At 68.2% G+C, this 24,298-nt stretch carries 23 protein-coding genes and 1 pseudogene; 14 read left to right on the top strand and 10 right to left on the bottom strand.

Annotation, left to right across the window (positions count from 1 at the left end; genetic code table 11):
* The first annotated feature begins 32 nt into the window (after nt 1-32).
* Complete coding sequence (locus ACFWPX_RS27970) at nt 33-830, top strand: TrmH family RNA methyltransferase (protein ID WP_378917431.1); 798 nt, start codon at nt 33-35, stop codon at nt 828-830.
* A 3-nt stretch (nt 831-833) separates the two neighbouring features.
* On the opposite strand, the gene ACFWPX_RS27965 is transcribed toward ACFWPX_RS27970, so the two are convergent.
* Nucleotides 834-1,313 (bottom strand): MarR family winged helix-turn-helix transcriptional regulator, encoded by a 480-nt coding sequence (locus ACFWPX_RS27965; protein WP_378930459.1) that lies wholly within the window; start codon nt 1,311-1,313, stop codon nt 834-836.
* 104 nt (nt 1,314-1,417) lie between these two features.
* Here ACFWPX_RS27965 and ACFWPX_RS27960 point away from each other — a divergent pair, with 104 nt between their 5' ends.
* Nucleotides 1,418-2,284: an NmrA/HSCARG family protein gene (locus ACFWPX_RS27960; protein ID WP_378930456.1), complete on the top strand. Its 867-nt coding sequence runs from the start codon at nt 1,418-1,420 to the stop codon at nt 2,282-2,284.
* Between the two features lie 6 nt (nt 2,285-2,290).
* Here ACFWPX_RS27960 and ACFWPX_RS27955 read toward each other — a convergent pair whose 3' ends face one another.
* A complete protein-coding gene (locus ACFWPX_RS27955; RefSeq protein ID WP_378930454.1) occupies nt 2,291-2,863 on the bottom strand; it encodes a TetR/AcrR family transcriptional regulator in 573 nt (190 codons plus the stop codon).
* A gap of 102 nt (nt 2,864-2,965) precedes the next feature.
* Here ACFWPX_RS27955 and ACFWPX_RS27950 point away from each other — a divergent pair, with 102 nt between their 5' ends.
* Nucleotides 2,966-4,399 carry a DHA2 family efflux MFS transporter permease subunit gene (locus ACFWPX_RS27950; protein WP_378930452.1) on the top strand — a complete coding sequence of 478 codons (1,434 nt, stop codon included), beginning with the start codon at nt 2,966-2,968 and terminating at the stop codon, nt 4,397-4,399.
* Here the strand turns inward: ACFWPX_RS27950 and ACFWPX_RS27945 are convergent.
* Nucleotides 4,378-4,623, bottom strand: a complete 246-nt coding sequence (locus ACFWPX_RS27945) for a hypothetical protein (protein ID WP_378930450.1) — start codon at nt 4,621-4,623, stop codon at nt 4,378-4,380. The two genes, ACFWPX_RS27950 and ACFWPX_RS27945, sit on opposite strands and share 22 nt — an antisense overlap.
* Before the next feature lie 714 nt (nt 4,624-5,337).
* Here ACFWPX_RS27945 and pheS point away from each other — a divergent pair.
* Together pheS and pheT are read left to right on the top strand one after the other, a co-directional pair.
* The gene (gene pheS / locus ACFWPX_RS27940; protein ID WP_378917607.1) at nt 5,338-6,399 is read left to right on the top strand and encodes a phenylalanine--tRNA ligase subunit alpha; all 1,062 of its coding nucleotides are present in this window, start codon (nt 5,338-5,340) and stop codon (nt 6,397-6,399) included.
* Between the two features lie 19 nt (nt 6,400-6,418).
* Nucleotides 6,419-8,920, top strand: a complete 2,502-nt coding sequence (gene pheT, locus ACFWPX_RS27935) for a phenylalanine--tRNA ligase subunit beta (protein ID WP_378917442.1) — start codon at nt 6,419-6,421, stop codon at nt 8,918-8,920.
* Between the two features lie 65 nt (nt 8,921-8,985).
* Here pheT and ACFWPX_RS27930 read toward each other — a convergent pair whose 3' ends face one another.
* Complete coding sequence (locus ACFWPX_RS27930) at nt 8,986-9,567, bottom strand: hypothetical protein (RefSeq protein ID WP_378930448.1); 582 nt, start codon at nt 9,565-9,567, stop codon at nt 8,986-8,988.
* A 56-nt stretch (nt 9,568-9,623) separates the two neighbouring features.
* On the opposite strand from ACFWPX_RS27930, the gene ACFWPX_RS27925 reads away from it, so the two are divergent.
* From ACFWPX_RS27925 to ACFWPX_RS27885, 9 genes and pseudogenes are all read left to right on the top strand, one after another.
* Nucleotides 9,624-10,124: a MarR family winged helix-turn-helix transcriptional regulator gene (locus ACFWPX_RS27925; RefSeq protein WP_378930446.1), complete on the top strand. Its 501-nt coding sequence runs from the start codon at nt 9,624-9,626 to the stop codon at nt 10,122-10,124.
* Nucleotides 10,018-11,507: pseudogene (locus ACFWPX_RS27920) on the top strand (TerD family protein). The gene ACFWPX_RS27925 and the pseudogene ACFWPX_RS27920 overlap by 107 nt, the downstream one beginning before the upstream one ends.
* On the top strand, nt 11,504-12,262 hold the full coding sequence (locus tag ACFWPX_RS27915; protein ID WP_378917449.1) for an alpha/beta hydrolase: 759 nt from the start codon (nt 11,504-11,506) through the stop codon (nt 12,260-12,262). The pseudogene ACFWPX_RS27920 and the gene ACFWPX_RS27915 overlap by 4 nt, the downstream one beginning before the upstream one ends.
* 40 nt (nt 12,263-12,302) lie before the next feature.
* Complete coding sequence (locus ACFWPX_RS27910) at nt 12,303-12,803, top strand: PspA/IM30 family protein (protein ID WP_378930444.1); 501 nt, start codon at nt 12,303-12,305, stop codon at nt 12,801-12,803.
* 49 nt (nt 12,804-12,852) lie between these two features.
* Nucleotides 12,853-13,878, top strand: a complete 1,026-nt coding sequence (locus ACFWPX_RS27905; RefSeq protein ID WP_378930442.1) for a hypothetical protein — start codon at nt 12,853-12,855, stop codon at nt 13,876-13,878.
* A gap of 379 nt (nt 13,879-14,257) precedes the next feature.
* Nucleotides 14,258-16,954, top strand: coding sequence for a nitrate- and nitrite sensing domain-containing protein (locus ACFWPX_RS27900; RefSeq protein WP_378930440.1), 2,697 nt, complete (start codon nt 14,258-14,260; stop codon nt 16,952-16,954).
* A 28-nt stretch (nt 16,955-16,982) separates the two neighbouring features.
* A complete protein-coding gene (locus ACFWPX_RS27895; protein ID WP_378637023.1) occupies nt 16,983-17,411 on the top strand; it encodes a roadblock/LC7 domain-containing protein in 429 nt (142 codons plus the stop codon).
* On the top strand, nt 17,408-17,848 hold the full coding sequence (locus ACFWPX_RS27890; protein WP_378930438.1) for a DUF742 domain-containing protein: 441 nt from the start codon (nt 17,408-17,410) through the stop codon (nt 17,846-17,848). The genes ACFWPX_RS27895 and ACFWPX_RS27890 overlap by 4 nt, the downstream gene beginning before the upstream one ends.
* Nucleotides 17,849-17,906: 58 nt before the next feature.
* Entirely contained in the window at nt 17,907-18,452 is a 546-nt protein-coding gene (locus ACFWPX_RS27885) for an ATP/GTP-binding protein (protein ID WP_378917609.1), read from the top strand.
* 67 nt (nt 18,453-18,519) lie between these two features.
* Here ACFWPX_RS27885 and ACFWPX_RS27880 read toward each other — a convergent pair whose 3' ends face one another.
* The 6 genes from ACFWPX_RS27880 to ACFWPX_RS27855 form a co-directional block, all read right to left on the bottom strand.
* Nucleotides 18,520-19,146 (bottom strand): hypothetical protein, encoded by a 627-nt coding sequence (locus tag ACFWPX_RS27880; protein ID WP_378917465.1) that lies wholly within the window; start codon nt 19,144-19,146, stop codon nt 18,520-18,522.
* Between the two features lie 80 nt (nt 19,147-19,226).
* Entirely contained in the window at nt 19,227-20,609 is a 1,383-nt protein-coding gene (locus tag ACFWPX_RS27875; protein WP_378930436.1) for a lipase family protein, read from the bottom strand.
* 79 nt (nt 20,610-20,688) lie between these two features.
* The gene (locus ACFWPX_RS27870) at nt 20,689-21,330 is read right to left on the bottom strand and encodes a TetR/AcrR family transcriptional regulator (RefSeq protein ID WP_378917469.1); all 642 of its coding nucleotides are present in this window, start codon (nt 21,328-21,330) and stop codon (nt 20,689-20,691) included.
* Nucleotides 21,331-21,346: 16 nt separating this feature from the next.
* Nucleotides 21,347-22,156, bottom strand: a complete 810-nt coding sequence (locus ACFWPX_RS27865; RefSeq protein ID WP_378930434.1) for an ABC transporter ATP-binding protein — start codon at nt 22,154-22,156, stop codon at nt 21,347-21,349.
* Entirely contained in the window at nt 22,156-23,238 is a 1,083-nt protein-coding gene (locus ACFWPX_RS27860) for a FecCD family ABC transporter permease (RefSeq protein WP_378917473.1), read from the bottom strand. Before ACFWPX_RS27860 ends, ACFWPX_RS27865 begins: the two co-directional genes overlap by 1 nt.
* Nucleotides 23,235-24,266 carry a FecCD family ABC transporter permease gene (locus ACFWPX_RS27855; protein WP_378917475.1) on the bottom strand — a complete coding sequence of 344 codons (1,032 nt, stop codon included), beginning with the start codon at nt 24,264-24,266 and terminating at the stop codon, nt 23,235-23,237. Before ACFWPX_RS27855 ends, ACFWPX_RS27860 begins: the two co-directional genes overlap by 4 nt.
* Nucleotides 24,267-24,298 lie beyond the last annotated feature (32 nt).

The following is a 24,298-nucleotide window of genomic DNA, read 5'->3' as shown; positions in this document are numbered from 1 at the left end:
TGACAACACACAGCGATCTGTCGGAACGACCCGTGGACGCGCTCTCCGAGCGCAATCCGCGGGTCGTTTCCGCTGTCAAGCTCCAGCGCGCGGCCCAGCGCCGCAAGTCCGGCCTGTTCCTCGCCGAGGGCGCCAACGCCGTGTCCGCCGCGCTGGAGACCGGCCGGGTACGGGAGATCTTCTACTCGCTCGCGGCCGCCGGTCGGGATAACGCGCTGATCGCCGGTGCCACCGCCGACGGCATCCGCACCACGCTGGTCAGCGATCGTGCCGCCGAACATCTCGGCGAAACCGTCACCGCGCCCGGCCTTGTCGCTGTCTGCGAACTCCTCGACGTGCCGCTCGGCGAGATCCTCGACCGCGGTCCGCGCATGCTCGCCGTTCCCGTCGAGATCGCCGAACCCGGCAACGCGGGCACCCTGATCCGGGTCGCCGATGCCGTCGGCGCCGACGGTGTGGTGCTGGCGGGGGAGACCGTCGACCCGCACAACGGCAAATGCGTGCGCGCCAGCGCGGGCAGTCTGTTCCATGTCCCGGTAGCCCGCAGCCGCGATATCACCGCGACCCTCGACGCGATCTCCGCCGCGGGCGTGACGATCCTCGCGACCGCCGCCAACGGCGAAGTCGACCTCGACGCCGCCGATGACATCCTCAGCGGACCGGTCGCCTGGCTCTTCGGCAACGAGGCACACGGCCTCGACCCCGCCGTCGCCGCCCGCGCCGACCACCGCATCCGCATCCCCATCCACGGCCGCGCCGAAAGCCTGAATCTGGCTGCGGCAGCGGCGATCTGCCTCTACGCGAGCGCGCGCGTCCAGCACGCGAAGTAGTTCTCACGACGGTGCGCTACGGCCCCGGAGGTGTTCGATCTGGGTGTGGCTGAGCTGCTCGGCCCTGCGCATGTGCTCGGTGATCACCGCGAGCTCGTCCTCGGTATGGGTGTCGAGTAGCGCCTCCCAGCCTTCCCCGAGGTCGTCCCACACGGCGGTGACGCGGGCGACGCGATCGGGCACGGGAGAGACCAGGACCCGACGGCGATCCTCGGCGTCGGGTTCGCGCACCACATAGCCGTCGCGTTCGAGCCGGTCGACCAAGCGCGTGGCCGAGCCGGTGGTGAGTCCGGTCATGTCGGCGATCTGTTTGACGGTGAGTGGCCGCGGCTCGGCGGTGAGCAGGCTCAGGCATTGCAGATCGGTGGGGTGCAAGCCCAGATGGTCGGCGACAGCCTGGTTGAACAGGACATACGAGGCCATGTATTGCCGCGAGACGCGCGACAACTCCGCGTAGCGGGCATTTCGACTCCGCTCTGTCATCCGGATCACACTCCTAATCAGCTGCGCGGCGCAGTTAAAACGGTTAGATTGCTGCGTGGCGCAGTTAATGCGCCGTACAGTAAAATCATACCGGAGGAGACATCATGCTCACCATCGCAGTCACCGGCGCCACCGGCGCGCAGGGCGGCGCCACTGCTCGTGCCCTGCTCACCATGGGTCATCGCGTCCGCGCGCTCACCCGATCTCCCCAAAGCCCGGCCGCTGTCGCGCTCGGCGATCTCGGTGCCGAGGTCCGTTATGCGGACTTCGGCGACCGCGATTCTCTCGACGCCGCCCTGGCGGGCGCTGATTCCCTGTTCGCCGTGACCACGCCCTTCGGCACCGACACGACCGTCGAGACCCGCCATGGCATCACCTTGGTCGACGCCGCTGTCGCCGCGCGCATCGGCCATATCGTCTTCACCTCCGCGGCGCACGCCGACCGCGCCACCGGAATCCCGCACTACGACAGCAAATTCGCGATCGAAGAGCACCTACGTGCGAGCGGTGTCCCGTGGACCGTCATCGCACCCGCCGCCTTCATGGACAACTACGCCACCGGCTGGACCCTCGACGCCCTCCGGGACGGCACCTTCGCCTGGCCGATGCCCGCCGACCAGCCGCTCACCCTCATCTGCGCCGAGGACATCGGTGCCTTCGCCGCGCTCACCTTCGATCGCCGTGCCGAATTCGCGGACCGCCGCATCGACCTGGCCGCCGACGAACTCACCCCGGCCCGACTCGCTGCCACACTGGCCGTCGCCATCGATCGACCGATCGCGCACCACGAAGTCCCGCTGTTCGTCGTCCGCCGCCACTCCGAAGATCTGGCCGCCATGTTCGAATACTTCGGCACCGTCGGACTCGATGTCGACGTCACCGGCCTGCGCCGCGACTACCCGGACGTCGCCTGGCACTCGTTCGCCGACTGGGCCCGCGGGCAGAACTGGCCCGCCCTGCTCGCGCGCTGACCGGTTTCAGCACTCGGGCGTGGTGGCGCTGTGCAGGTCGTTGAGAATTTCGGTGGCCCAGGGGAGTGGGATCGCGTCGCTACCCGCGACCTGCATCGCGGTCATGATCGTCAGCAGCATCCCGGTGGCGACGAAGCGGCGTGATTGCAGGGTGTCGGCACCGGTGAGTTCGCCGATCAGGCGATACATCCGCCCGAAGCGCTCCCGCATGTGGTCGCCGATCGCCGGATCCGCACTGGCGGCGGCGCCGTGCAGCAGGACGAGGGGGAGTTCGCGTTCGGCCAGGAAGACGTCGAAGCCGTGGCCGAGGGAGCGCAATGCCTCCGCGGTGTCGGCATCGGGGGCGATCTCGGCGTCGCGGAACACCTGCTCGATGCGGGTGCACACCTCGAGCAGGCAGGCGATGAACAGCTGCTGCTTGGTTCCGAACAGGCGGATCACGTAGGGCTGCGACACGCCGGCCAGCCTGGCGATCTCATCGGTTTTCGTTGCGGCATAACCCGTTTCGGCAAACGCTTGGATCGCGGCCTCGAGCACCTGGGCGCTGCGCTCGGTCGCCGTCATCCGGGTTCTCGTCATGGGCGCCACGGCCTCCTCGTTCGTTTGCCTCTTGACATGTTATCAGCCGATGCATAACCATGGACAGGGAAGTTATCAGTCAATAACAACTAAAGGCTTGGCATGACGCAGACACTCGAATCCGGCGACGCGCGAGCCGCCGTTGCGCCCGCGAACCCCGGGGTGAAGAACAAGCCGCTCGGTGCGGTCATCGCCGCCGTCGGCATTCCGATGTTCATGGTCACGTTGGACAACCTCGTCGTGACGAACGCGCTGCCGGTGATCAAAACCGAACTGGGAGCGTCGCTTTCGGACCTGCAGTGGTTCATCAACGCCTACACGCTGTCCTTCGCCGCGCTGTTGCTGTCGGCCTCGGCCCTGGGTGACCGGATCGGCCGTCGCCGCGTGTTCCTGGCCGGTATCGGGATCTTCGTCGTCGCCTCGGCGGCGTGCGCGCTGGCCACCGAGCCGTGGATGCTCATCGCCGCCCGCGCGGTGCAGGGTGTCGGTGGTGCGGCCGTCATGCCGCTGTCGCTCACCCTGCTCGCCGCCGCGGTGCCCGCGAAGATGCGCAGCGCCGCGATCGGCATCTGGGGTGGCATCGCGGGTCTTGGTGTCGCGGTCGGGCCGGTCGTCGGTGGTGCGGTGGTCGACGGCCTGAACTGGCAGTGGATCTTCTGGCTCAATGTCCCCATCGGTCTGCTGGCGCTGCCCTTCGCTGCCCGGATGCTCGCCGAATCACGGGGCGCGGCAAGGAAACTCGACTACCTGGGCGTGCTGCTCTCCGCCGGTGGCGTGCTCGCGCTCGTGTGGGGCGTCATCCACGGTGCCGAAGACGGCTGGACCGCACCGCAGGTCCTCACCGCCCTGATCGGCGGCACCGCGCTGCTCGTCGCGTTCGTGGCCTGGGAAACCTACGTCACCGACCCGATGCTCCCGCTGCGCATGTTCAAGTCCCGCGGCCTGAGCCTCAGCTTCATCGTGTCCTTCGGCTTCTCGTCCGGCGTCTTCGGCTCGATCTTCCTGCTCGCCCAGTTCTTCCAGGTGGTGCAGGGTTACTCGCCGCTGGAATCGGGGATCCGCACGATGCCGTGGACGATGGTCCCGATGGTCGTCGCACCACTGGCCGGGCTGATCGTCGACCGCGTGGGCGCCCGCACGCTCATCGCTATCGGTCAGCTCTGCCTGGCGGTCTCCCTCGCCTGGATGGCGATGATCACCACCGCCGACGTCCCCTATCTCGCCTTCGTCGCCCCCTTCGTCCTCGGCGGCATCGGGATGGGTCTCACCTTCGCCCCCTCCTCCACCATCGTCATGGCCAGCGCATCGCCGGCTGACCAGGGCATGGCCTCAGGAATCAGCAGCACCGTCCGTGAAGTCGGCGTAGCCATGGGCATCGCCGTCCTCGCCTCGGTCTTCGCCTCCTACGGCTCCTACACCGACCCTCAGTCCTACGTGGACGGCCTGGTGCCCGCGGTCTGGGTCGGCGCCGCGCTCGTCGCCTTCGCCGCGGTCGTAGCAGCCTTCCTTCCGCGTCACACCGAGCCCGCGCAATAGCCGCTGACCGCGGTCGGCTCCCCGAGCCGACTGCGGTCCGGCCGAACGACCACCTGCTGGGCGTCGTCATAGATGACGGTCCCCGGCGCATCGGACTCGCACCGCTCCCACTCGATTCCGTGCGCGTCGAGAATCGCGAGATAACCGCCGACCCGTTCGATCATCGCCACCGCACTCGACTTGAACCACGAGGCCGCACCCGGATGCAGCTCGCGGTCGTACACGCGCGGATCCACATCGCTCGGATTTCTCAGATGCTCACTGAACCAGTCATTGCCCCTGCGGCGAAATCGCACCTCCTCGGCACTCAACTGCCCCTCCATCCACAGCCCGTTGACCAGCCCGAACACGCCTGGATATCGACCGTGCCGATTGGGTCGAGCAGCCTGGAATCGAACGTAGGCGCAACTGTCAGCCGATCCGTCCCGACGGTCGCCGGCCGCCGTCACGCGACACCATCCGGTTGCTGCCCCTGCTCCGGGGCTGCGTCGCGCCGTTCCGGAAGGTGCGCGCACAACCCGCCCGCGCGTGGAAACAAACCTCGCCCAGCCGGTCGAATACCGAAGCCGCACAACGCAAGACCGCTACCAGGCGCGGTGAGCCGAGCACGCCGCCCCTGCGGAGGTGTTGGATCGCAAGTCTGTTCAGCCATCGAGTCGTCCTGTTCTCGAGTCGAACACGCTGGTGTGTTTGATCACTTGGACGCGCCGCGGACTCGTTCGGTTCCCTCGAATTTCGAACAGCATCCGATCGAGACGCATCGTCGCTGATCGGGGGACTGGTCGGTCCATATCGTGACCCCGCCGACCAGCGCCGATCGGCCCGCGAGTAATCCGGATGAATCGCGCGAACCCCATCCCATAGGATTTACGCAGCACCGATGCGGGATGGCAATGACGCGCCCGCGAACCGATCCCCAGGGGAGAGTCGAGAAGATCGTGGCCGACGACAACAGTGGAGTCGAGCAGAACGCCTCTTTGACCGAGGAGGCACTCGCGGCAGCGGCGGCGGAGGCCGAGAAGGCGTTTGCCGCGGCGGCTGATCTGGATGCGCTGGCGGTCGCCAAGACCGACTACATCGGCGGCAAGTCGCCGATCGCACTCGCGCAGCGTGGGCTGGGCAGCGTGCCCAAGGAAGAGAAGGCCGAGGCAGGTAAGCGGGTCAACGTCGCGCGCAAGCGGGTCTCCGATGCGTTCGAGGCACGCCGCGCCGCGCTCCTGGAGGAGCGCGACCAGGCTGTGCTCATCTCCGAGAAGATCGACGTCACGCTGCCCGCCCGCCGCCAGCCTGTCGGCGCCAGGCACCCGATCACCGTCATCTCCGAGCAGATCGCCGACTTCTTCGTCGGGATGGGCTGGGAGGTCGCCGAGGGTCCCGAGGTGGAGACCGAGCACTTCAACTTCGACGCGCTGAACTTCCTGCCCGACCACCCGGCGCGCACCATGCAGGACACCTTCCACATCGCCCCGGAAGGTTCGCGCCAGGTGCTGCGCACACACACCTCCCCGGTGCAGGTGCGCACCATGCTGACCCGTGACGTGCCGATCTATATCGCGTGCCCCGGCCGCACCTTCCGCACCGACGAGCTCGACGCGACCCACACCCCGGTCTTCTCCCAGGTGGAGGGTCTGGCGATCGACAAGGGTCTCACCATGGCGCACCTGCGTGGCACCCTGGACGCCTTCGCGCGCGCCATGTTCGGTCCAGAGACCCGCACGCGCATGCGCCCGAACTACTTCCCCTTCACCGAGCCGTCGGCCGAGGTCGACGTGTGGTTCCCGAACAAGAAGGGCGGCGCGGGCTGGATCGAGTGGGGCGGCTGCGGCATGGTCAACCCCAAGGTCCTCATCGCCAGCGGCATCGACCCCGAGGTGTATTCCGGGTTCGCGTTCGGCATGGGCATGGAGCGCACTCTGCAGTTCCAGACCACCATCCCCGACATGCGCGACATCGTCGAGGGTGACGTGCGGTTCACCCTGCCCTTCGGTATCCGGTCTTAGAGAGAGAGCGAAACGTCAAGTGCGAGTAGCACAGTCCTGGCTGACCGAGATCCTGCAGCGCACCACCCCCGAGTGGTCGGTGTCGGCGGAAGAGCTCGACGCGGGCTTCGTCCGGGTGGGTCTGGAAGTCGAAGAGGTCGACAAGCTCGAGCCGATCGGTGGTGAGATCGACAAGCCGCTGGTTGTCGGGCGCGTCGCCGAGATCACCGAGCTCACCGAGTTCAAGAAGCCGATCCGCTTCTGCAAGGTCGACGTCGGCAACCCCGAGTTGCAGGAAATCGTCTGTGGCGCACGCAATTTCGCTGTCGGCGACCTCGTCGTTGTCGTGCTGCCCGGTGGTGAGCTGCCCGGCGGGTTCAAGATCTCCTCGCGCAAGACCTACGGCCACACCTCCAACGGCATGATCTGCTCGGTCGCCGAACTCGGTATCGGCAAGGATCACGACGGCATCCTGGTGCTCGAGCCCGGTTCCGCGCAGCCGGGCGACGACGCGAATGTGCTGCTCGGCACCGATGACACCATCATCGAACTCAACATCACCCCCGACCGCGGCTACTGCTTCTCGGTGCGCGGCCTGGCCCGCGAACTGGCCTGTGGCTTCGACCTCGAATACGCCGACCCGGCCGTGCGCACGCTGCCAGAGGCCGACGCGCTCGCCTGGCCGGTACGTCTGGACGACGACTCGGACTGCACGCGCTTCGGCGCGCGCCGCGTCACCGGGATGAACCCGAACGCGGTGAGCCCGCTGTGGCTGCAGCGCAGGCTGATGCTGTCGGGCATGCGCCCGATCTCCCCGGCTGTCGACGTCACCAACTACGTGATGCTCGAACTCGGCCAGCCGCTGCACGCCTTCGACGCGGCGAAGCTGCACGGCGGCTTGGTCGTTCGCTCGGCGCACAAGGGCGAGACCCTGCGCACCCTCGACGACACCGAGCGCACCCTCGACGCCGAGGACGTGGTGATCGCCGATGATTCCGGCGTGATCTCCCTCGCCGGTGTGATGGGTGGCGCGAGCACCGAGGTCGGTGCCGGGACCACCGATGTGGTCCTCGAAGCCGCCGTCTGGAACCCGCTGCGGGTGTACCGGACATCGCGCCGCCACAAGCTCTCCTCGGAGGCGGGCAAGCGCTACGAACGAGTCGTCGATCCCGAGATCAACATCGCCGCGCTCGACCGCGCCGCGACCCTGCTCGCCGACATCACCGGCGGCACCATCGAATCCGCGCTCACCGACATCAGGGTGCCCCTGGCGCCGGTCGCGCCGATCGCGATGGACATCGACCTGCCCGACCGCGTCGCCGGCGTCACCTACCCGGCGGGCACCTCCGTGCGCAGGCTCGCCCAGATCGGCGCGGGCGTCGATATCGAGGTCAACGACGCGGGCAAGACCCAGCTGCTGGTGACCCCGCCGAGCTGGCGCCCCGACCTTTCTCAGCCCGCCGACCTGGTCGAAGAGGTCCTGCGGCTGGAAGGCCTCGAGCAGATCCCGTCCATTCTGCCGACCGCGCCGGGTGGCCGCGGGTTGACCGCGCAGCAGCAGCGTCGCCGCGCGGTGAGCCGGGCACTGGCCTTCGCCGGTGCCGTCGAGGTGCCGCCGCCTGCCTTCCTGCCCGGCGGTGTGTTCGAGGTGTGGGGTCTGGACGCCGACGACCCGCGCCGCAACACCACCCGGGTGCTGAACCCCCTCGACAGCGACCGCCCCGAACTGGCGACCACGTTGCTGCCGGGTCTGCTGGAAGTGGCCGCCCGCAACATCTCTCGTGGTGCGCGCGACCTGACCATCTACGGCATCGCCCAGGTGGTGCGGCCCGGCGCGCAGACCCACGCGGTCGAGGCACTGCCGGTGGATCGTCGTCCCACCGACGAGCAGATCGCCGAACTGAACGCGTCGCTGCCCGCTCAGCCGGTGCACGTGGCCGCGGTGCTCAGCGGTAAGCACGATCCGCGCGGGCCGTGGGGTCCCGGCCGTCCGGCCGAGGCCGCCGACGCGTTCGCGCTGGTCGACGACATCGCCGATGCGGCGGGTGTCGTCATCGAACGGCGGTCCGTCGCCTACCTGCCGTGGCACCCCGGCCGCTGCGCGGAACTGCTCGTCGACGGCGTGGTCGTCGGACACGCGGGCGAACTGCACCCCGCCGTCCTCGAGCGTGCCGGTCTGCCGCCGCGCACCTGCGCGCTGGAAGTCGATCTCGACGCCCTGCCGCTCGACGAATCCCTGCCTGCCCCGACGATCTCGGCGTTTCCCGCCGTCCTGCAGGACGTGTCGATCAGCGTCGAGAAGGCCGTCCCCGCCGCGCAGGTGGAAACCGCGCTCCGCACCGGCGGCGGCGACCTGCTCGAAAGCATCGCCCTGTTCGACGTCTACGAAGGCGCCCAAGCAGGCGAGGGCCGCAAATCCCTCACCTATGCCCTGCGCTTCCGTGCCCCCGACCGCACCCTCACCGAAGACGAGGCCAGCGCCGCCCGCGACGCCGCCGTCGCCTCGGCCACCACCGCGGTCGGCGCCGAACTGCGCGGCTGATCCCCGCTCGACACCCGAAGGCCGTCCGGTTCCACCGGGCGGCCTTCGTCGTGAACCGCATGCCCTCAGGCGATTTCGCGTCTGCCGAATCCGAATCGCCGACTCTGTGACGCGGGTGCGGCCGCCGCGCTCACCAGGAGCGCGCCGCCGATCATCACCGGCACGGCGTAGTCGGCCGTCTCGGCGAACCCGACCGAGGTCACCATCGCCACCGCGAACATCGTGAACAGCGCCGCCGCGGCCGCCGCGGTGAGCCGGGGCCGCACCGCGAAGATCAACGCGGCGCCGAGCACCGCCTCCGCGACCGTCGCCACTCCTGCCGCGATCGGCGCCGCGTCAGCGGCGAACGCAGGCAGCAGTGTCCGGGTGTAGTCGACGAACTCCGCGTAGGACCCCCACGACACCCCCGCGCTGCCCGGAGCGCCGAACATCCCGAAGCGGTCCGCGACCGAACCCGCGAACAGCACGCCCAGCGCCACCCTGGTCACGACGACCAGCGCCCGCACGCGCCCCAGCGTCACTGCCGTCACCGCGACCAGCGACACAACCCCTATCGTGACCGGCCCGATCGTCGCATCCCCGAACGCGAGCCACGCGACTTCGACCAGAACCGCCACACTCGTGAAAACCGCCGCCGCTGTGCGCATCGCCTCAGCCTCTCAACTAGTAAGGTTCTTGACCAACCATAGAAAGGCGGAAGAATTTGGTCAAGCACCTGACTAATCCTTTGCTCGATCGACCGGCACCGCTGGGAAACCTGCTGTCCGCGGCCGCCCGCACCCTGTCCGCCGAACTCGACGCGGGTCTGCTCGCCGCCGGGTTCGACGACATCCGCGCCGCGCACGCGCCGGTGTTCCAGGTGATCGACCCCGAGGGCACCCGCCTCACCGTGCTCGCCGAGCGGGCGGGAATGACCAAGCAGGCGATGGGGGAGCTGATCCGCCACCTGACCGATCGCGGCTACGTCGAGGTCGGGCCGGACCCCGCGGACGGCCGGGCGCGGCTGGTACAGCTCACCGACCGCGGGTGGTCGGCGGTCGAGGCGGGTGTCCGGGTGGTCGAACAGTTCGATCGGCACCTCGATCAGCTGATCGGCGATGCAGAGGTCGACCGGTTGCGCGAAATCCTCACGCGCATCATCGCGGGCGAAGGCTCCACCTATCCGGCGCGACGCGAGAATTCGGCCGTCATGCGGCTCGAGTAGGGGCGACCGGTTGGGTGCGGTCGGGGGTCGGGATAGGTTGGATGATGTGTCGATGATGAAAGGTGCCAATGTCGCGGTGCCTGCCTCCGCGGTCCGCGTCGAATTGGGTTGGCAGTCGGGGCAGGGTGTGCCCGATGCCGATGCGTCCGCGCTGTTGCTCGCCGGGGCCAAGGTGCGCTCCGATGACGACTTCGTGTTCTACAACCAGGCTGTGCATCCTTCGGGGGCGGTTCGGTACGAAGGAAAGCAGCAGGGCACACCGTTGTCGATGCGCTGTCGGTGGATCTCGGACAGGTCGAGCCGCAGATCGAGACGATCGTGCTCGCCGCGTCGGCCGACGGGGGGACCTTCGGGCAGTTCCACGGTCTCTACATCCGGGTGATCGACACCGCGAACGGCGCCGAGGTCGCGCGGTTCGACAGCAGTGGGGCGACCACCGAAACCGCGTTCGTGCTCGGTGAGCTGTATCGCCGCCAGGGTGCGTGGAAGTTCCGTGCTGTCGGCCAGGGGTACGACAGCGGATTGGCCGGGCTCGCTACCGATTTCGGCATCTCCGTCGACGAGGCTCCCGCGCCTCCCGCGCCCCCGCAACCGTTCGCTTCGGGACAGTCGACTCCGCAACAGTCGTACGCCCCGCCGGCACAGCCCTTCATCCCCGCGCCTCAGCCGAACCAGCCCCACACCCCGCCGACTCCCGCGTTCCCGCCGAATCAGCAGAACCCCCAGTTCACCCCGCCGCCGGCACCTCCGGTCAACCTCGCCAAGGTGTCGCTCACCAAGGAAGCCCCGTCGGTCTCCCTGACGAAACACGGTGCGACCGGCGGCGTCATGCGGGTGAACCTCAACTGGACATCGATGGCCGCCACCGGCCGCCTCTTCGGCAAACTCCGCGGCAAGAACATCGACCTCGACCTGTGCTGCTTCTTCGAACTGGTCAACGGCGCCATCGGTTCCGTGCGAGCCCTGGACCGCCGCTTCGGTGCCCTCTACGAACCGCCGTTCATCCACCTCGACCAGGACGACCGCACCGGCGCCAGCATCACCGGCGAGAACCTGTCGGTCAACCTCGACTGCACGCAGTTCATCCGCCGCATCCTCGTGTTCGCCTCGATCTACGACGGTGCCAGCGATTTCCGCAATGTGCACGCCACCGTCACCCTCAATACCGTGAACTCCGCGCCCATCGAGATGACTCTCGACGGCTGCACCGACAATTCCCGCGACGCTGTGCTGTTCGCGCTGGAGAACGTCAACGGCGAGTTCGTGGTGCGTCGCGAGGGCGCCTTCGTTCGCCCGCCCGCCGGTCAGCCGGGCGGTGGCGTGGTGGAGATCGCCCGCCTCTACAACTGGGACTTCGGCTTCCAGGCGGGGCGTGGCAAATGATGCGACACCCCGCGACGCGCGTGCTCAACGCGCTGGTCTACCACCCCGAGAAACACCTCGCCCAAACCCCGGCGGCGCTGGGCCTGGACTATCGCGACCTGACCATGCGCACCGCCGACGGCCTCGACGTGCACGGCTGGTTCGTGCGCGCCGATCGGCCACGCGGCCACATCCTCTACGCGCACGGCAACGCGGGCACCATCGGCGACCGCGTCTCGATCATCGCGCTGCTGGTCGAAGCCGGTTTCGACGTGCTCGCCTTCGACTACCGCGGCTTCGGCCACAGCACGGGCACCCCGAGCGAACAGGGCACCTACCTCGACGCGAGAGCCGCTCGCCAAGCCCTGCTCGACCAGCCCGAAGTCGACCCCGATCGGGTCTACTACCTGGGTAAATCCCTCGGCGGCGGGGTATTGCTCGAACTGGCGGGCGAACATCCGCCCGCGGGCATGATCCTCATGTCGACGTTCAGCGGCATGCGCGCCGCCGCCCGCTCGGTCTACCCGTTCCTGCCCGCCCCGCTGATCCCGAACGCGTACCCGAGCCTGCGGCACATCGCGAAGCTGCGCGTCCCGGTGCTGATGATGCACGGCGACCGCGACGAACTCCTCCCGCTGCGCCACGCCGAACGCCTGTACGCGGCGGCGCGGGATCCGAAACAGCTGATCGTGGTCCCCGGTGCGGGCCACAACGATGTGATCGACACCCTCGGCGCGGAATGGGCGAAGATCATCGCCGACTGGGCGGACCGATAACGGGCACCTGGTGGTAGCCGATTCTGCGTAGCCTGGCGGTATGAGCGAAACGAGCGAACTCCTCGGCCGCCTGGCCGCGTTGCCCGACGACGAGCTGGTTTCGGTGCTGCGCGCCGCGGTCGCCGGACGCCCCGGGCTCGGCGCCGTCGCCGCCGCACTGGCCCAGGCCGAAACCGGTCATGCCGAAACCGGAGACCCTGTGACTCTGGACACGAACGTCATCGACGCGGATGTGGTGCCCGTCGCATCCGACCAGGTCGGAGGCGCGATGCCGGTACCGCCGGTACCGTCCGGGCTACCGGTGACCGGCGCACCCACCGTCACCGGCGGATATTCCACTTCGGGAGTGCCGACATTCGACTCGGTTCGGGATAAGGTCGAGCAGCGTTTCGGCACCGCGCAGGGAATGGACGAGCTCGACCGGCAGACTCCCGCGGGTCGCAGCGTCGACGAACAATGGGAGGCGCGGGAGAAAGCCGCGCGTGAGCGTCTGGATCAGATCCGGAAATCGGTGCAGGGCAACGATTCCGGCGACAAGTAGCCACGCGTCCTCCCGTTCCAGCAACGACCGTGATGGGTGGACACAGAAGATGACGCAGGCGCGCCAGATCGCCGACCGACTACTCGACGCGCAGGTGGAATTCCTGCTCGCCGAGGTGACCGGTGACCGGTTCGCCGAGGTGATCGCCCGCGACGTGGCCGCCGTGCTGGCCGTCGGTGAGACGATCCGGTTCGGTGACGTGGTCTCGCTGGAGCAGGGCGAGCAGACGGTGGCCACGGTGTTCGACCGCATCGGCGGTAGCCCCGTGATCGCCGATACCGTCGGCATCTTCTCCGATGCCATCTACGACCACATCGCCTCGAACACCGAATACACCCTCGGCGATGTCGTCGACCGCGAACCGGTGGAAGCGTTGCTGGAGAAGATCTTCGGCATGCACCAGGCCCAGGAGCGGATCCTGGACCGGCTCACCGAGAGCCCGCTCGTAGCCACCGTGGCCTCGCGTTTCGTCGACAAGCTGATCGGCGACTTCATGCAGGCCAATCGTGAACGCGCCGAGAAGATTCCGGGCGTCTCCTCGCTGATGTCGCTGGGTCAGTCCGCGGCCAACCGGGCCAAGAAGGTCGCGGCCGACAGCACCTTCGTCGGCGATCTCGCGGGCAAGGGCGCGCTGTTCGCGCTCAAGCGCACCAACAACGCGATCCGCGACATGCTGCGTGACGCCCCGGTGCACTCGGCGGCGATGGAATTCTGGGACCTGCACGCCGACGAACCCGTCGCGGGTCTGCGCGAATACCTCACCCAGAAGGACCTCAACGAGCTGGTCCAGATCTGCTACGAGATCGCGGTGACCACCAGGGAGAAGGAGTACTTCGGCCTGCTCGTGCGCGAGTGCGTCGCGGTGTTCTACGCCAGGTACGGCGACCACACGCTCTCGGCGATGCTGCCCGAGCTCGGCCTCGACGCCGATGACATCAGTGCCGAGATCCTGCGTTACGGCCCGGCCGTCATCGAGTCGGCCAAGCGCAACGGTGTGCTGGCGGGGCTGATCAGGGAACGCCTCGAGCCGTTCTTCTACTCGGATCAGGTGCTGGGAATTCTCGGCGGCGAGTAATTCCGCGAATAGCGTTCAACGGCGCGAATTGATCGATACACCTTTGTTTCCCGGTTTGCGCACCGTCGCCGCGGCTGGTAGTGATGTCGACCATTCGAGTTGCGACTTCTGATCGTTTGCACCACATGTGTTGCGTGTCACGGTCTGTGGTGACCTGTATGTATCCGGCAGTGAACCGGCCGGCCACCTCGCCGCCGGTCCGGCTGTGAGCATTCGGCCACACAAACCCGGCTGCATTTCCGGCATGTTTAGATCAGCGCACGAAATGCTGCTTTACACCGTTCCGAATTGACCGCGCACTGCGCGGAGTGCAAGTTAGCACCTGACTTTCCGTGGGCCATCGCGAATTACGTTGCGGTGGCATTGCAAAGGAGCAGGTGTGCGTGCACGTTCCCGGCCGAACCCGACCGGAACCCGATCGGACGACGGCGCTCGAGGACAGGTGGCCGGCGCCGGGCTGATCCGGCCGCGCACCATTTCCGGTCAGCTCGCCCGGATCTTGGCGGTGTCGCTGATCCTCGTGCTCGCGTTGCTGGGGCTGACCATGTCGACACAGGTCAGCGCCTACCGTCGCAGCGGTGAGACCGTGGACGCCGTGGCCGTCGCGCTGGCCGCGCAGGACCTCGTGCAGCAGGTGCAGCGCGAGCGCGGTCTGAGCAACGGCCTGCTCGGCGGTGATCAACGCCTGCGCCAACCCGTCACCGACCAGCGCGCGGGCACCGACGCGGCCCTGCGCGCCCTGGTGAACACCGTCGCGGGCGACCCACCGGGTGCGGGGGAGGTGCGTTCCGCGCTGGGTCATCTGGCGGGGATGCCCGCGATCCGCTCCCAGGTCGACAATCGCAATGTCACCCGGCAGGCGGCGTTCCAGTTCTATACCGACGGCATCGACGCGCTGAACCGCCTTTCGCTCGGTCTCGACCAGGCGCGCGATCCGGCCGTCCGGCACGGTCTGCAAGCGCTCTACGCCCTCGGTGACGCGAAGGAATTCGCGGCCCGCGAGCGCGGGTTCCTCAACGGCGTCTTCGCCGCCGGGGAATTCGTGTCGGGGGAGTACGTGCAGTTCCTCGACATCCGCGCCGCCCGCAATGCCGCGCTCACCGCGTTCGGCCACGACGCGACCCCCGCCCAGCAGGCTCTTCTCGATGCGGTGCTGGCGAGTGAGAACGCCAGGCGGGCAACCGAATCGGAGAACATCGCGATCGCCTCGACGCTGGGACCGCTGATCCAGCCCGTCGACCCGGCCGTCTGGTGGGCGCAGATGACCGCGGTCATCGACGAACAGCGCACCGTGCAGCAGGTCATCGGCGATGACGTCGGCGCGCGGGCCGAGAAACTTCGCCGCGACGCCGCGCTGATTCTCGCCGGATTCGTCCTGGCCGCGCTGCTGGCGATCGCCGCCGAAGTCGCGCTGGTCTTCGCCAGCATCAGGGCCATCGTCCGCCCGCTGGCTCGACTGGCCACCGAGGCCGACGACGTCGCCTCCACGCGACTGCCCGAGGTGATCGCGGCCTGGCACAGTGCCGCCGACGCCCAACCCGATCCGCCCGCACCGGTCCGCACGCCCCGCGGTGCGAGCATCGAAATCGCCGCTGTCGCAGGCGCTTTGGATCGTGTGCAGACCACCGCGTTCGATCTCGCCTCCGAACAGGCGCTGGTGCGGCGCAACACCACGGAATCGATGGCGAATCTGGCCCGCCGCAATCAGAACCTGGTGCGGCGTCAGCTGGGATTGATCAGCGAGTTCGAACGCGAGGAACTCGACCCGAAGGCACTGTCGAACCTGTTCGAACTCGACCATCTGGCCACCCGCATGCGGCGCAATGCCGAAAGCCTGCTGGTGCTGGTCGGCGAGGCCAGCCCGCGTCGGTGGGCCGAACCGATCGCGCTCACCGACGTGATCCGGGCCGGGTTGTCCGAGGTCGACGACTACCGGCGGGTGGTGCTGCGCCGGATCGACGACATCGCGGTGACCGGCGCCGTTGTCAGCGAACTGGCCCATATTCTGGCCGAACTCATCGAGAACGGGCTGGCCTTCTCACCGCCCGATCTCGAGGTCGAGGTGTACGGCCGCAAGGTCGCAGGCGGCTACCTGCTCGCCGTCGTCGACCACGGCGTCGGCATGCCCGCCGAGCAACTCGCCGAAGCCAATGCCAGGCTGCGCGGCGAGCAGGACTTCATCGTCGCCTCCACCCGCTACCTCGGTCACTACGTGGTCGGTCGGCTTGCGGGCCGTCTCGGCATCGACGTGGAATTGAACACCTCACCGGTCAGCGGCATCGTCGCCCGCCTGCTCCTCCCGCCGTCCCTGCTCGCCGACGAAAAGGCCGGGCAGGCAGCAGATTCGAGGAACGGTGCCGTCCGGGACGCGGGCCGGGGCTCGGGTGACCTCGCGGCGCTGGAGCGCAACGCCACCTCTGTCGTCGCGGATACCCAGTCACCGGGCGTTTACGAGGCAACACCACCGCGCACCGATGCGGTCGCCGCCGACAAGAGCGCGGCGGTCGCCGGGCGCGGCGAGGCTTCCCGCGCCGTCCGAGGCGGCGGCACCGCATGGCCGACCGACACCAACGGCCGACCCCGGCACAGCCGAAGCATGGAATCCGGACCGAGCGCCAACGGCAATGGCCGGGCATCGGCGGACCCTTCACCCGGCGGCTCCGTCTACGCACAGTTCCTCAGCAGCACAGCCGATTCCGTGCACCCACCACGCAACGGTGCGGTCCGCAATGGCGCAGAACGCTACGGCGCGACAACCCCGGAGCACTCCGAGCCGGTGGCCCGCGGCCACAACGGCTCGTCGGTACCGCAACCGCGTGAGCTACCCGCCGTGGAATCCATCGGCGCTCCTGCCGTCGAACGCACCCGCAACGGCCTGGTCAAACGCAGCAAGCGCGCCAAGATCACCGGCGCACCGGAGCGAACCCGCCGCGATCCGGCCGACCGGCAGGACCGGCCGCCGGTCGTCGAACGGACCCCCGACCAGACCCGCAGCATGCTCTCGTCGTTCCGCACCGGCCACGAACGCGGCGGCGAGACCGAATTGTCTTCCACCCCAATCGATCCCATCCGCTGACCGATCGGACCAGACCCCAGGAGACCCGGTGACCACCCACCTACCGACCGCCGATCCACACACCTTCAACTGGCTGCTCGGCAACTTCGTCCGCAATACCGACGGCGTGCGCGACACCGTCGCCGTCTCCTCCGACGGGCTGCTGATCGCGATGTCGGACGGCCTCGACCGCACCGGCGCCGACCGGCTCGCCGCGATGGTGTCGGGTCTGTCCAGCCTCGCCCGCAGCGCCTCGCGCAGTTACGATTTCGACGGCCTCAAGCTGATCATGATCGAGATGAAACGCGGCTTCCTCCTGGTGTCGGCACTGGGCGACGGCAGCTGCCTCGGCGTGATCGCCGACGGTGGCTGCGATGTCGGCCTGGTCGGCTACGAGATGGCCATCCTCGCCGAACGCGCCGGATCACTGCTCGACCCGCTGCTGATCAGCGAATTGCGAGAGTCGTTGCGCAGATGAGAGATCCCGATCTCCCGCGGTTGCCCGACCCGCGCATGATCCCGATGAGCCAGCCGGCGGGCTGGCGTGGGCCCGTCCTGTCGGTGCCGGTGACCCCCACCGATCACGACGATGCCGGCGACCGCTTCGTTCGCCCGTTCGTGCTCACCGCGGGCCGCACCGTTCCGGTGCTGGACGGGCTGCGCATCGAAACCCTCGTCCAGGCACCGCCGTCCGCGCTGTCGGCTCCGCTGCGGTTCGAGGAGCGCACCGTTGTCCAGCTGTGCCTGACACCGCACTCCATCGCCGAAATCGGTGCCGCCCTGCGGGTTCCGATCGGCATCGCCAAGGTGATCGTCAGCGATCTGGCGGCGGCGGGGCATGTGACCGTCCGTGACGCGCCGGAACTGTCGACCGCCGCCATCGAGAGGATCCGCGACCTTGTCCGCGCACTCTGAACTCCGCAGCTCCGAATTCCGCAGCGCCGCACCGGCTATGCCGTCCTCGGTGAAGATCGTGGTCAGCGGCGGCTTCGGCGTCGGCAAGACCACCTTCATCGGCGCCATCTCCGAAATCGAGCCCCTGGTCACCGAAGCCTCGATGACCGAGGTCTCCATCGGCATCGACGACCCCGGTCGCCGCGCCGAGAAGACCGCGACCACAGTGGCTTTGGACTTCGGCCGCATCACCCTCGACCAATCCCTGATCCTCTACCTCTTCGGCACCCCCGGCCAGGACCGATTCGTATTCCTCTGGGACGACCTGGTCGACGGCGCCCTCGGCGCGGTCATCGTGGTCGATACCGGCCGGGTAGAGGACTGCTACCCGGTCCTGGACTACTTCGAAGAACACCACACGCCCTTCGTCGTGGTGGTCAATCGTTTCGCCGACGCCACCCGCTTCGACCTCGGCGAGGTCCGCGAGGCCCTCGGTCTCGACGACTGGATCCCGGTGCTGGACTGCGATGCCCGCGACCGCGACTCCGTCCGTGATGTCCTCGTCGCACTCCTCGAGCAGGTCCTCCTGCACCGCGTCCAACCCCGCCAACGGGAGGTGAGCTGAGCCCGAGGTCGACGCCGGCGGGTACCGGTCCACCGCCGCGATCAGCGCCGCACGGCGTGCCTGTGTCTCACAGCCACCCCGCCGCGCCGAATCCGACGAGTGCGATCGCGTCGATCCCGAAGATCGTGCCGACCACCAGCGCCTTGCTTCGCACGGTCGGCAGATCGTGCACGAAGAAGCAGGCGGTGAAGAACGGCACGTACCCGATGATCCAGATCAGGAACGGGAAGCTCGGCTGCCACCACGACCAATCCCAGGTGAGGACTCCCGCCTTGTTCAGCAGCACCTCGACACCCACCGCCGCGGCCGAGTTGACCGCGATCAGCACCGGCCGATTCGGCAGCCCGAAGATCCGAGTCTGTTTCGGCGGCAACATCTTCGCCGCCGCGATCCCCATGATCGCGAACATGAAGCAGATCTCGATATTCAGCCCGATCAGGATCTGATAGGCCGTCGGTCCGCTCGCGGCCCAGACCGGCGCCCGTTCGGTGAAGTGGAAGACGAGCGCGTTCCAGATCTCGTTGAACCAGTCCATGCCCCAGAGCGCGAGTCCGGCGAACAGCACATTCCAGTTCCGTCGCTCGACCTCGACGGAGTAGATGTACACCACGATCAGTAAGAGCGGAATGACATACCACTTGAACTGACCTGCGTCGCGAAGAATCTCCAGTGCTGCCAGCGCGCTATCGGTCAACGGCTATCTCCTGCTCGGGCTCGACGATCCGGCCGAGTATGATACAAATCGACATCAAACGTCAATATGTATCGCCGATCTCAGCGAGCGCCGAGTGGAGTGCCGAAGAGCGTGGCGAACTTCGCGGCGAGCGATTCGCCCAGGAAGTCGAGCGCGCCGGGAGTGGCGCCCATCGTGCCCGCGTCGCTGATGGTGCAGCCAGGGGCGGCGGGGACGCCGTCGAGCCGGTCGCGCAGCCACAGCAGGGCCGCGGGGCCGCCGACGACTTCGGCGATGATGTGTTCGCTGGCGTGATCGCGGGTGTAGGTGAGCGATGTGGCGGGGTCGCGACAGTAGGTGTCGACGAGGGTGTCGGTGGCGGCGAGGGGGAGGATCTCGTCCCACGCGGAATGCCAGACGAACAACGGCATATCGGGGACGGACTTGCCCATGCGGGTGTCGTCGAGCATGGCCGCGACCGGCGGATCATCGAGGGGGTTCCCGTCGGAGCCGATCATGCCGGTCAGATTCAGGAACGGCAGCAGCGCCGACTGATACTGCACGCACAGCGGCGATTTGATCGCGAACAGCGCCTTGCCGAGCGGGTCGAGCCGCTGATCGAGATAGCCCGCGAAATCGGGGTACTCCCGGGTGAGGCCGAGAACGGCCGCGAACACCAGACCCGAGGTCATCTGGTTGTTCGCCATGCTCAACGCGGCACCCAGATCGGCGCCGACACCACCTTCGGCAGCGCCGACGATGTTCAGTTCGGGTGCGTAGGTGCTGTGCAATTCGGCGGCATGGCCGGTCGCGATGGAACCGCCGGAGTAGCCGTAGAGCCCCACCGGCGCGGTCGGTCCCGCCTCGAGCGGGGCGAAGCTGGTCGCCGCGCGAATGCCGTCGAGGGTGATCCGGCCCGCCAATGGTCCGGCCGCGTAGGCCGAATTCGGACCCTGGTGATCCGGGATGACCACGGCCCAGCCCTGCGACAGCGCCGCTTGCGCGAACAGGAACTCGGCGGGCACGACGATCTGGCCGGCCACCGCGGCCACCGAAAGATGTTGCAGCGCATAGGACGGTGCGCAGTAGCCTGCGGTCGAGTCCTCGGCCAGCTGCACCGACAGCAGCTTGCGCGGCGACGGTGCCTGCCCGCGGGGCTTGACGAGGGTGGCGACCGCGGGGATCGCCTCGTCACGGCTGTTGTTGGAGCGATAGGACACCTGCCAGGCGTCGACATCGATCGGCAGGAGTCCGAAATCGGCGATCCGCACCTGCCGGACCGCGATGATCGCACCCGGCTCCGTCGCCGCCACCACGTCGGCGGGCGGCAGATAGAAGCCCGGATCCCATTCGGGCGGCAGTGGAATCACCGGCGGGGGTGTGGCCGACGGCTCGGCCGCGACGGGTCCGGCCGTCAACACCGTTGCCGCCGCGAGCAAGCCGGTGGCCAGGGCAAGCCATCGCTGGACGAAGGGAGATTTCATCGCGCACAGTCCTCACATGAATTGAGACTCCTTCGTCTCAATAGCGGCTACTATGACACGGGTGTGGCGTAGATCGCAATCAGCTGCCGGGAGATACCGCGGAGATCAGGCTGTTCAAGATCGTGGAGAAGACATCGACCAGCTCGTCGACGGGCGGGCGCGGGTCGTCCAGGCTCCACTGGTGCACGGCACCGTTCACCGCCCCGATGAACGCCGCCATCGGCACCCGCCAGCCGCCGGGCGGCATCCGCACCCCGTCGCGCCCGGCCGCGATCGCGGTGACCACCTCACCCCACCGGTCCCTGACCTGCGCCCGGTACTCCTCGATTTCGGGGCTCACCCCGACGATGTCGACGAAAGCGACTTTGGCACAACGGATGTCGTCGGTGATCGCCTTCGTGTACGCCCGCACCGCCGCGTCGATGAGCGCGCGTAAGTCGTCGGATTCCGTCGCCGCCAGCGCCGCGGCCACCGCCGCCCCGGCCTTGTCCTGCACGGAGTCGTACACCGCGACGAGCAATTCCTCGCGCCCGGCGAACTGTTCGTAGAACTGCCGACGCGACAAGCCCGCGACCGCGCACACATCGGTCAGCGAACTGTTGGCGTAGGACTTCTCCGCGAAAACGGTGAGTCCCGCGTCGATGAACAGCGCCCGGCGCTCGACCTGTCGTTCGGCGACCGAGGTGCCGGTGTAGTTGTGTCGGGTCCGCCCAGATGTCACCCCATGACCCTACTGTTCAGGGTTTCGGCGAGCTCTCGGTGTCGACCGGTCCGATCGGGACCACCAGCGGGGTTCCGGTGACCGGGTCGTCGATCACCTTCGCTCGCAGCCCGAACACCTCCGCCACCACTTCCTCGGTGAGGACTTCGACCGGCGTTCCCGCGGCAACCACGCGGCCCGCGCGCATCGCGACCAGCCGATGCGCGTAGCGCGCGGCGAGATTCAGGTCGTGCAGCACCATCACCACCGTCCGTCCCGCGTCGGCGTGTAGGCGCCGGACCAGGTCGAGAACCTCGATCTGGTGGGCGAGGTCGAGGAAGGTGGTCGGCTCGTCGAGCAGGAGCAGGTCGGTGTCCTGGGCCAGCGCCATCGAGATCCACGCGCGCTGACGTTGTCCGCCGGACAGCTCGTCGATCGAGCGATCGGCGAACTCGACCATGTCGGTCCAGGTCAGGGCCTCGTTGATGGCGGATTCGTCGTCGGCGGACCACTGGCGGTACCAGCGCTGGTGCGGGTGTCTGCCGCGGGCGACCAGGTCGGCGACGGTGAGACCCTCAGGGGCGAGCGGTGATTGGGGCAGGATGCCGAGAACGCGTGCCACATCCTTGGTCGACATGCGGTCGATCCGTTTGCCGTCGAGGTGAACATGACCGCCGGTGGGGCGCATCAGCCGGGCCATCGCGCGCAGGAGCGTGGATTTGCCGCAACCGTTGGGGCCGATCACCGCGGTGACGGTGCCGCCGGTGATGTCCAGGTTCAGACCGTCGACGACAGTCGTCGGCCCGTAGCCGAGGGTCAAGTCGCTGGCCTGCAGCCGAACGGTCATTACACGCCCGCTTTCCCGGCACGATTGCGCCGCATCAACAGATAGATCAGATAGGGCGCGCCGAGCACGGCGGTGATCACTCCGACGGGCAGTTCGCCCGCGGGCAGCAGCGTGCGGGCGACCAGATCGGCGGTGACGGTGAAGGCCGCGCCGAGCAGCGCCGAGGTCAGCAGCGGTGGCTGCGCCGACCCGGTGAGCCGCAGCGCCACCTGGGGTACGGCGAGTGCGATGAAGATGATGGCGCCCGCCGAGGCGGTGGCGACCCCGGCCAGCAGCACGGCCAGGACCAGCAGGGTCAGGCGGGCGGCGTTGAGCCGCACACCGAGCGAGCGGGCGGTGTCGTCGCCGAAATGCAGTGCGCCGAGCAGGTGGGTTCCCGCCAGTACCACCGGCACCAGGAGCGCGAGGGCGATCGCCACCGGTGTCACCTGGATCCAGCTACTGCCGTTGAGGCTGCCGGTCAGCCAGGTCACCGCCCGGGTCGCGATATCGACTTCGCCGACGCTGAGCAGCCAGAAGGTCACGCTGGAGAGCAGTGAACCGGCACCGAGGCCGACGAGGACGAGCCGATAACCTTCGATGCCCCCGCGCCAGGCCAGGACGAAAACGCAGAGCGCGACGAGCAATCCGCCGAGCATGGACGCGACCGGTACCCCGATCTCGGCGGCGATGCCGCTGATCTGGCCACGGCTGCCGGACAGGGCGATCACCGCGACCGCCGCGACGCTCGAGCCCGCGGTGACGCCGAGAATGTCGGGGCTCGACAGCGGGTTACGCGCGATGCCCTGGGTGATCGCGCCGGACAACGCCAGCGCCGCGCCGACCAGCGCACCGGTGAGAATCCGGGGCAGTCGCAGATCCCACACCACGTAGGCGAGGCCGTCGTCGCCACCACCGGCGAGCACCGTGAGCACGTCCCACGGTGTGACCGGACCTCCGTCGGGCATCGTGTAGGTGCCCAGCGCGAGCGCGACGCAACTCGCGGCGACGAGAATCCCGAGTCCGGCCAACAGCACAGCCGTCGTGCGAAGTCGCAGTTGCCATGACACCGGTCCCAGCCGGACCGCCCGGACGGTACTCATATGGTCACCAACTTGCGGCGGCGGACCAGCACGATGAAGAACGGGACGCCGACGAAGGCGAGCATGATCCCCGCGGGCAGCTCGCCCTTGTCCAGGACCAGCCGTCCCGCGATGTCGGCGACCAGCACCATGACCACGCCGAGCAGCCCGGCGACGGGCACGAGCCAGCGGTAGTCGGGCCCGGTGATGCCGCGCGCCAGGTGCGGAACGACGAGCCCGACGAAGCCGAGCGGCCCGGCGATCGCCACGACCGCGCCGGTCAGCAGCACGATCGAGCCGATGCCGACGGTGCGAGCCAGGAAGACGCGATGGCCGAGTGCGCGGGCGGTGTCCTCGCCGAGGCCGAGCGCGTTGAGCGCCGAAGTGTTGGCCAGGGCGAGGACGATCCCGACGATGACGAACGGTGTGGCCTTGCCGAGCAGATCGAGGTTGGACCCGACCAGCGACCCGGCCTTCCAGAAGCGGTAGATGTCGGTGACGTCGGTGTCGAACAGCACCACCGCCGAGATCAAGCCCTGCAACAGGTAGCTGACAGCAGCGCCCGCCAAGGCGAGGGTCACCGGGGTGGGTCCGCCGCGGCCCGTCGCGCCGATGACGAACACGGTGACGGTGGCGATCAGCGCCCCGGCGAAGCCGAACCACACGTAACCGAACAGGCTCGAGATGCCGCCGATCATCACCGCCAAGACGATGCCGAGCGCCGCGCCCTGGGTGATGCCGAGCAGCGCCGGGTCGGCCAGAGGGTTTCTGGTGTGACCCTGGATCACCGCGCCCGCGATGCCGAGCGCGAGGCCGGCGAGGATCCCCAGCAGGGTGCGTGGCAGGCGAAGGCCGTTGACGATCGCGCCGGTCTCGGTGTCGGTCGTGCCGCCGAGCGCGTCCAGAACATCAAGGGGAGCAATGAATTTGGATCCGACGGCCAAGCTGAGCAGAACGGCCGCGAGCACCGCGGCCAACAATCCGGCGATGAGTAGCAACCGGCGAGACCGCGTGTTGGCGAACACGACTCCGGGCGGCGATGCGGTCACTATCCCTCTTCATAGTTGGTAATTAGGTAAGG

This window comes from Nocardia sp. NPDC058518, assembly GCF_042719655.1.
Taxonomy (GTDB): Bacteria; Actinomycetota; Actinomycetes; order Mycobacteriales; family Mycobacteriaceae; genus Nocardia.
The sequence above is the reverse complement of the archived record's forward strand: the minus strand, read 5'-3'. Positions and strand labels throughout refer to the sequence as shown.

Coding starts and splice junctions, on each gene's coding strand:
- ACFWPX_RS27965 (WP_378930459.1), bottom strand. CDS start 1,313: ATGACAGAGCGGAGTCGAAATGCCCGCTACGCGGAGTTGTCGCGCGTC.
- ACFWPX_RS27960 (WP_378930456.1), top strand. CDS start 1,418: ATGCTCACCATCGCAGTCACCGGCGCCACCGGCGCGCAGGGCGGCGCC.
- ACFWPX_RS27955 (WP_378930454.1), bottom strand. CDS start 2,863: ATGACGAGAACCCGGATGACGGCGACCGAGCGCAGCGCCCAGGTGCTC.
- ACFWPX_RS27950 (WP_378930452.1), top strand. CDS start 2,966: ATGACGCAGACACTCGAATCCGGCGACGCGCGAGCCGCCGTTGCGCCC.
- ACFWPX_RS27930 (WP_378930448.1), bottom strand. CDS start 9,567: ATGCGCACAGCGGCGGCGGTTTTCACGAGTGTGGCGGTTCTGGTCGAA.
- ACFWPX_RS27915 (WP_378917449.1), top strand. CDS start 11,504: ATGATGCGACACCCCGCGACGCGCGTGCTCAACGCGCTGGTCTACCAC.
- ACFWPX_RS27910 (WP_378930444.1), top strand. CDS start 12,303: ATGAGCGAAACGAGCGAACTCCTCGGCCGCCTGGCCGCGTTGCCCGAC.
- ACFWPX_RS27905 (WP_378930442.1), top strand. CDS start 12,853: ATGACGCAGGCGCGCCAGATCGCCGACCGACTACTCGACGCGCAGGTG.
- ACFWPX_RS27890 (WP_378930438.1), top strand. CDS start 17,408: ATGAGAGATCCCGATCTCCCGCGGTTGCCCGACCCGCGCATGATCCCG.
- ACFWPX_RS27875 (WP_378930436.1), bottom strand. CDS start 20,609: ATGAAATCTCCCTTCGTCCAGCGATGGCTTGCCCTGGCCACCGGCTTG.
- ACFWPX_RS27865 (WP_378930434.1), bottom strand. CDS start 22,156: ATGACCGTTCGGCTGCAGGCCAGCGACTTGACCCTCGGCTACGGGCCG.
- ACFWPX_RS27860 (WP_378917473.1), bottom strand. CDS start 23,238: ATGAGTACCGTCCGGGCGGTCCGGCTGGGACCGGTGTCATGGCAACTG.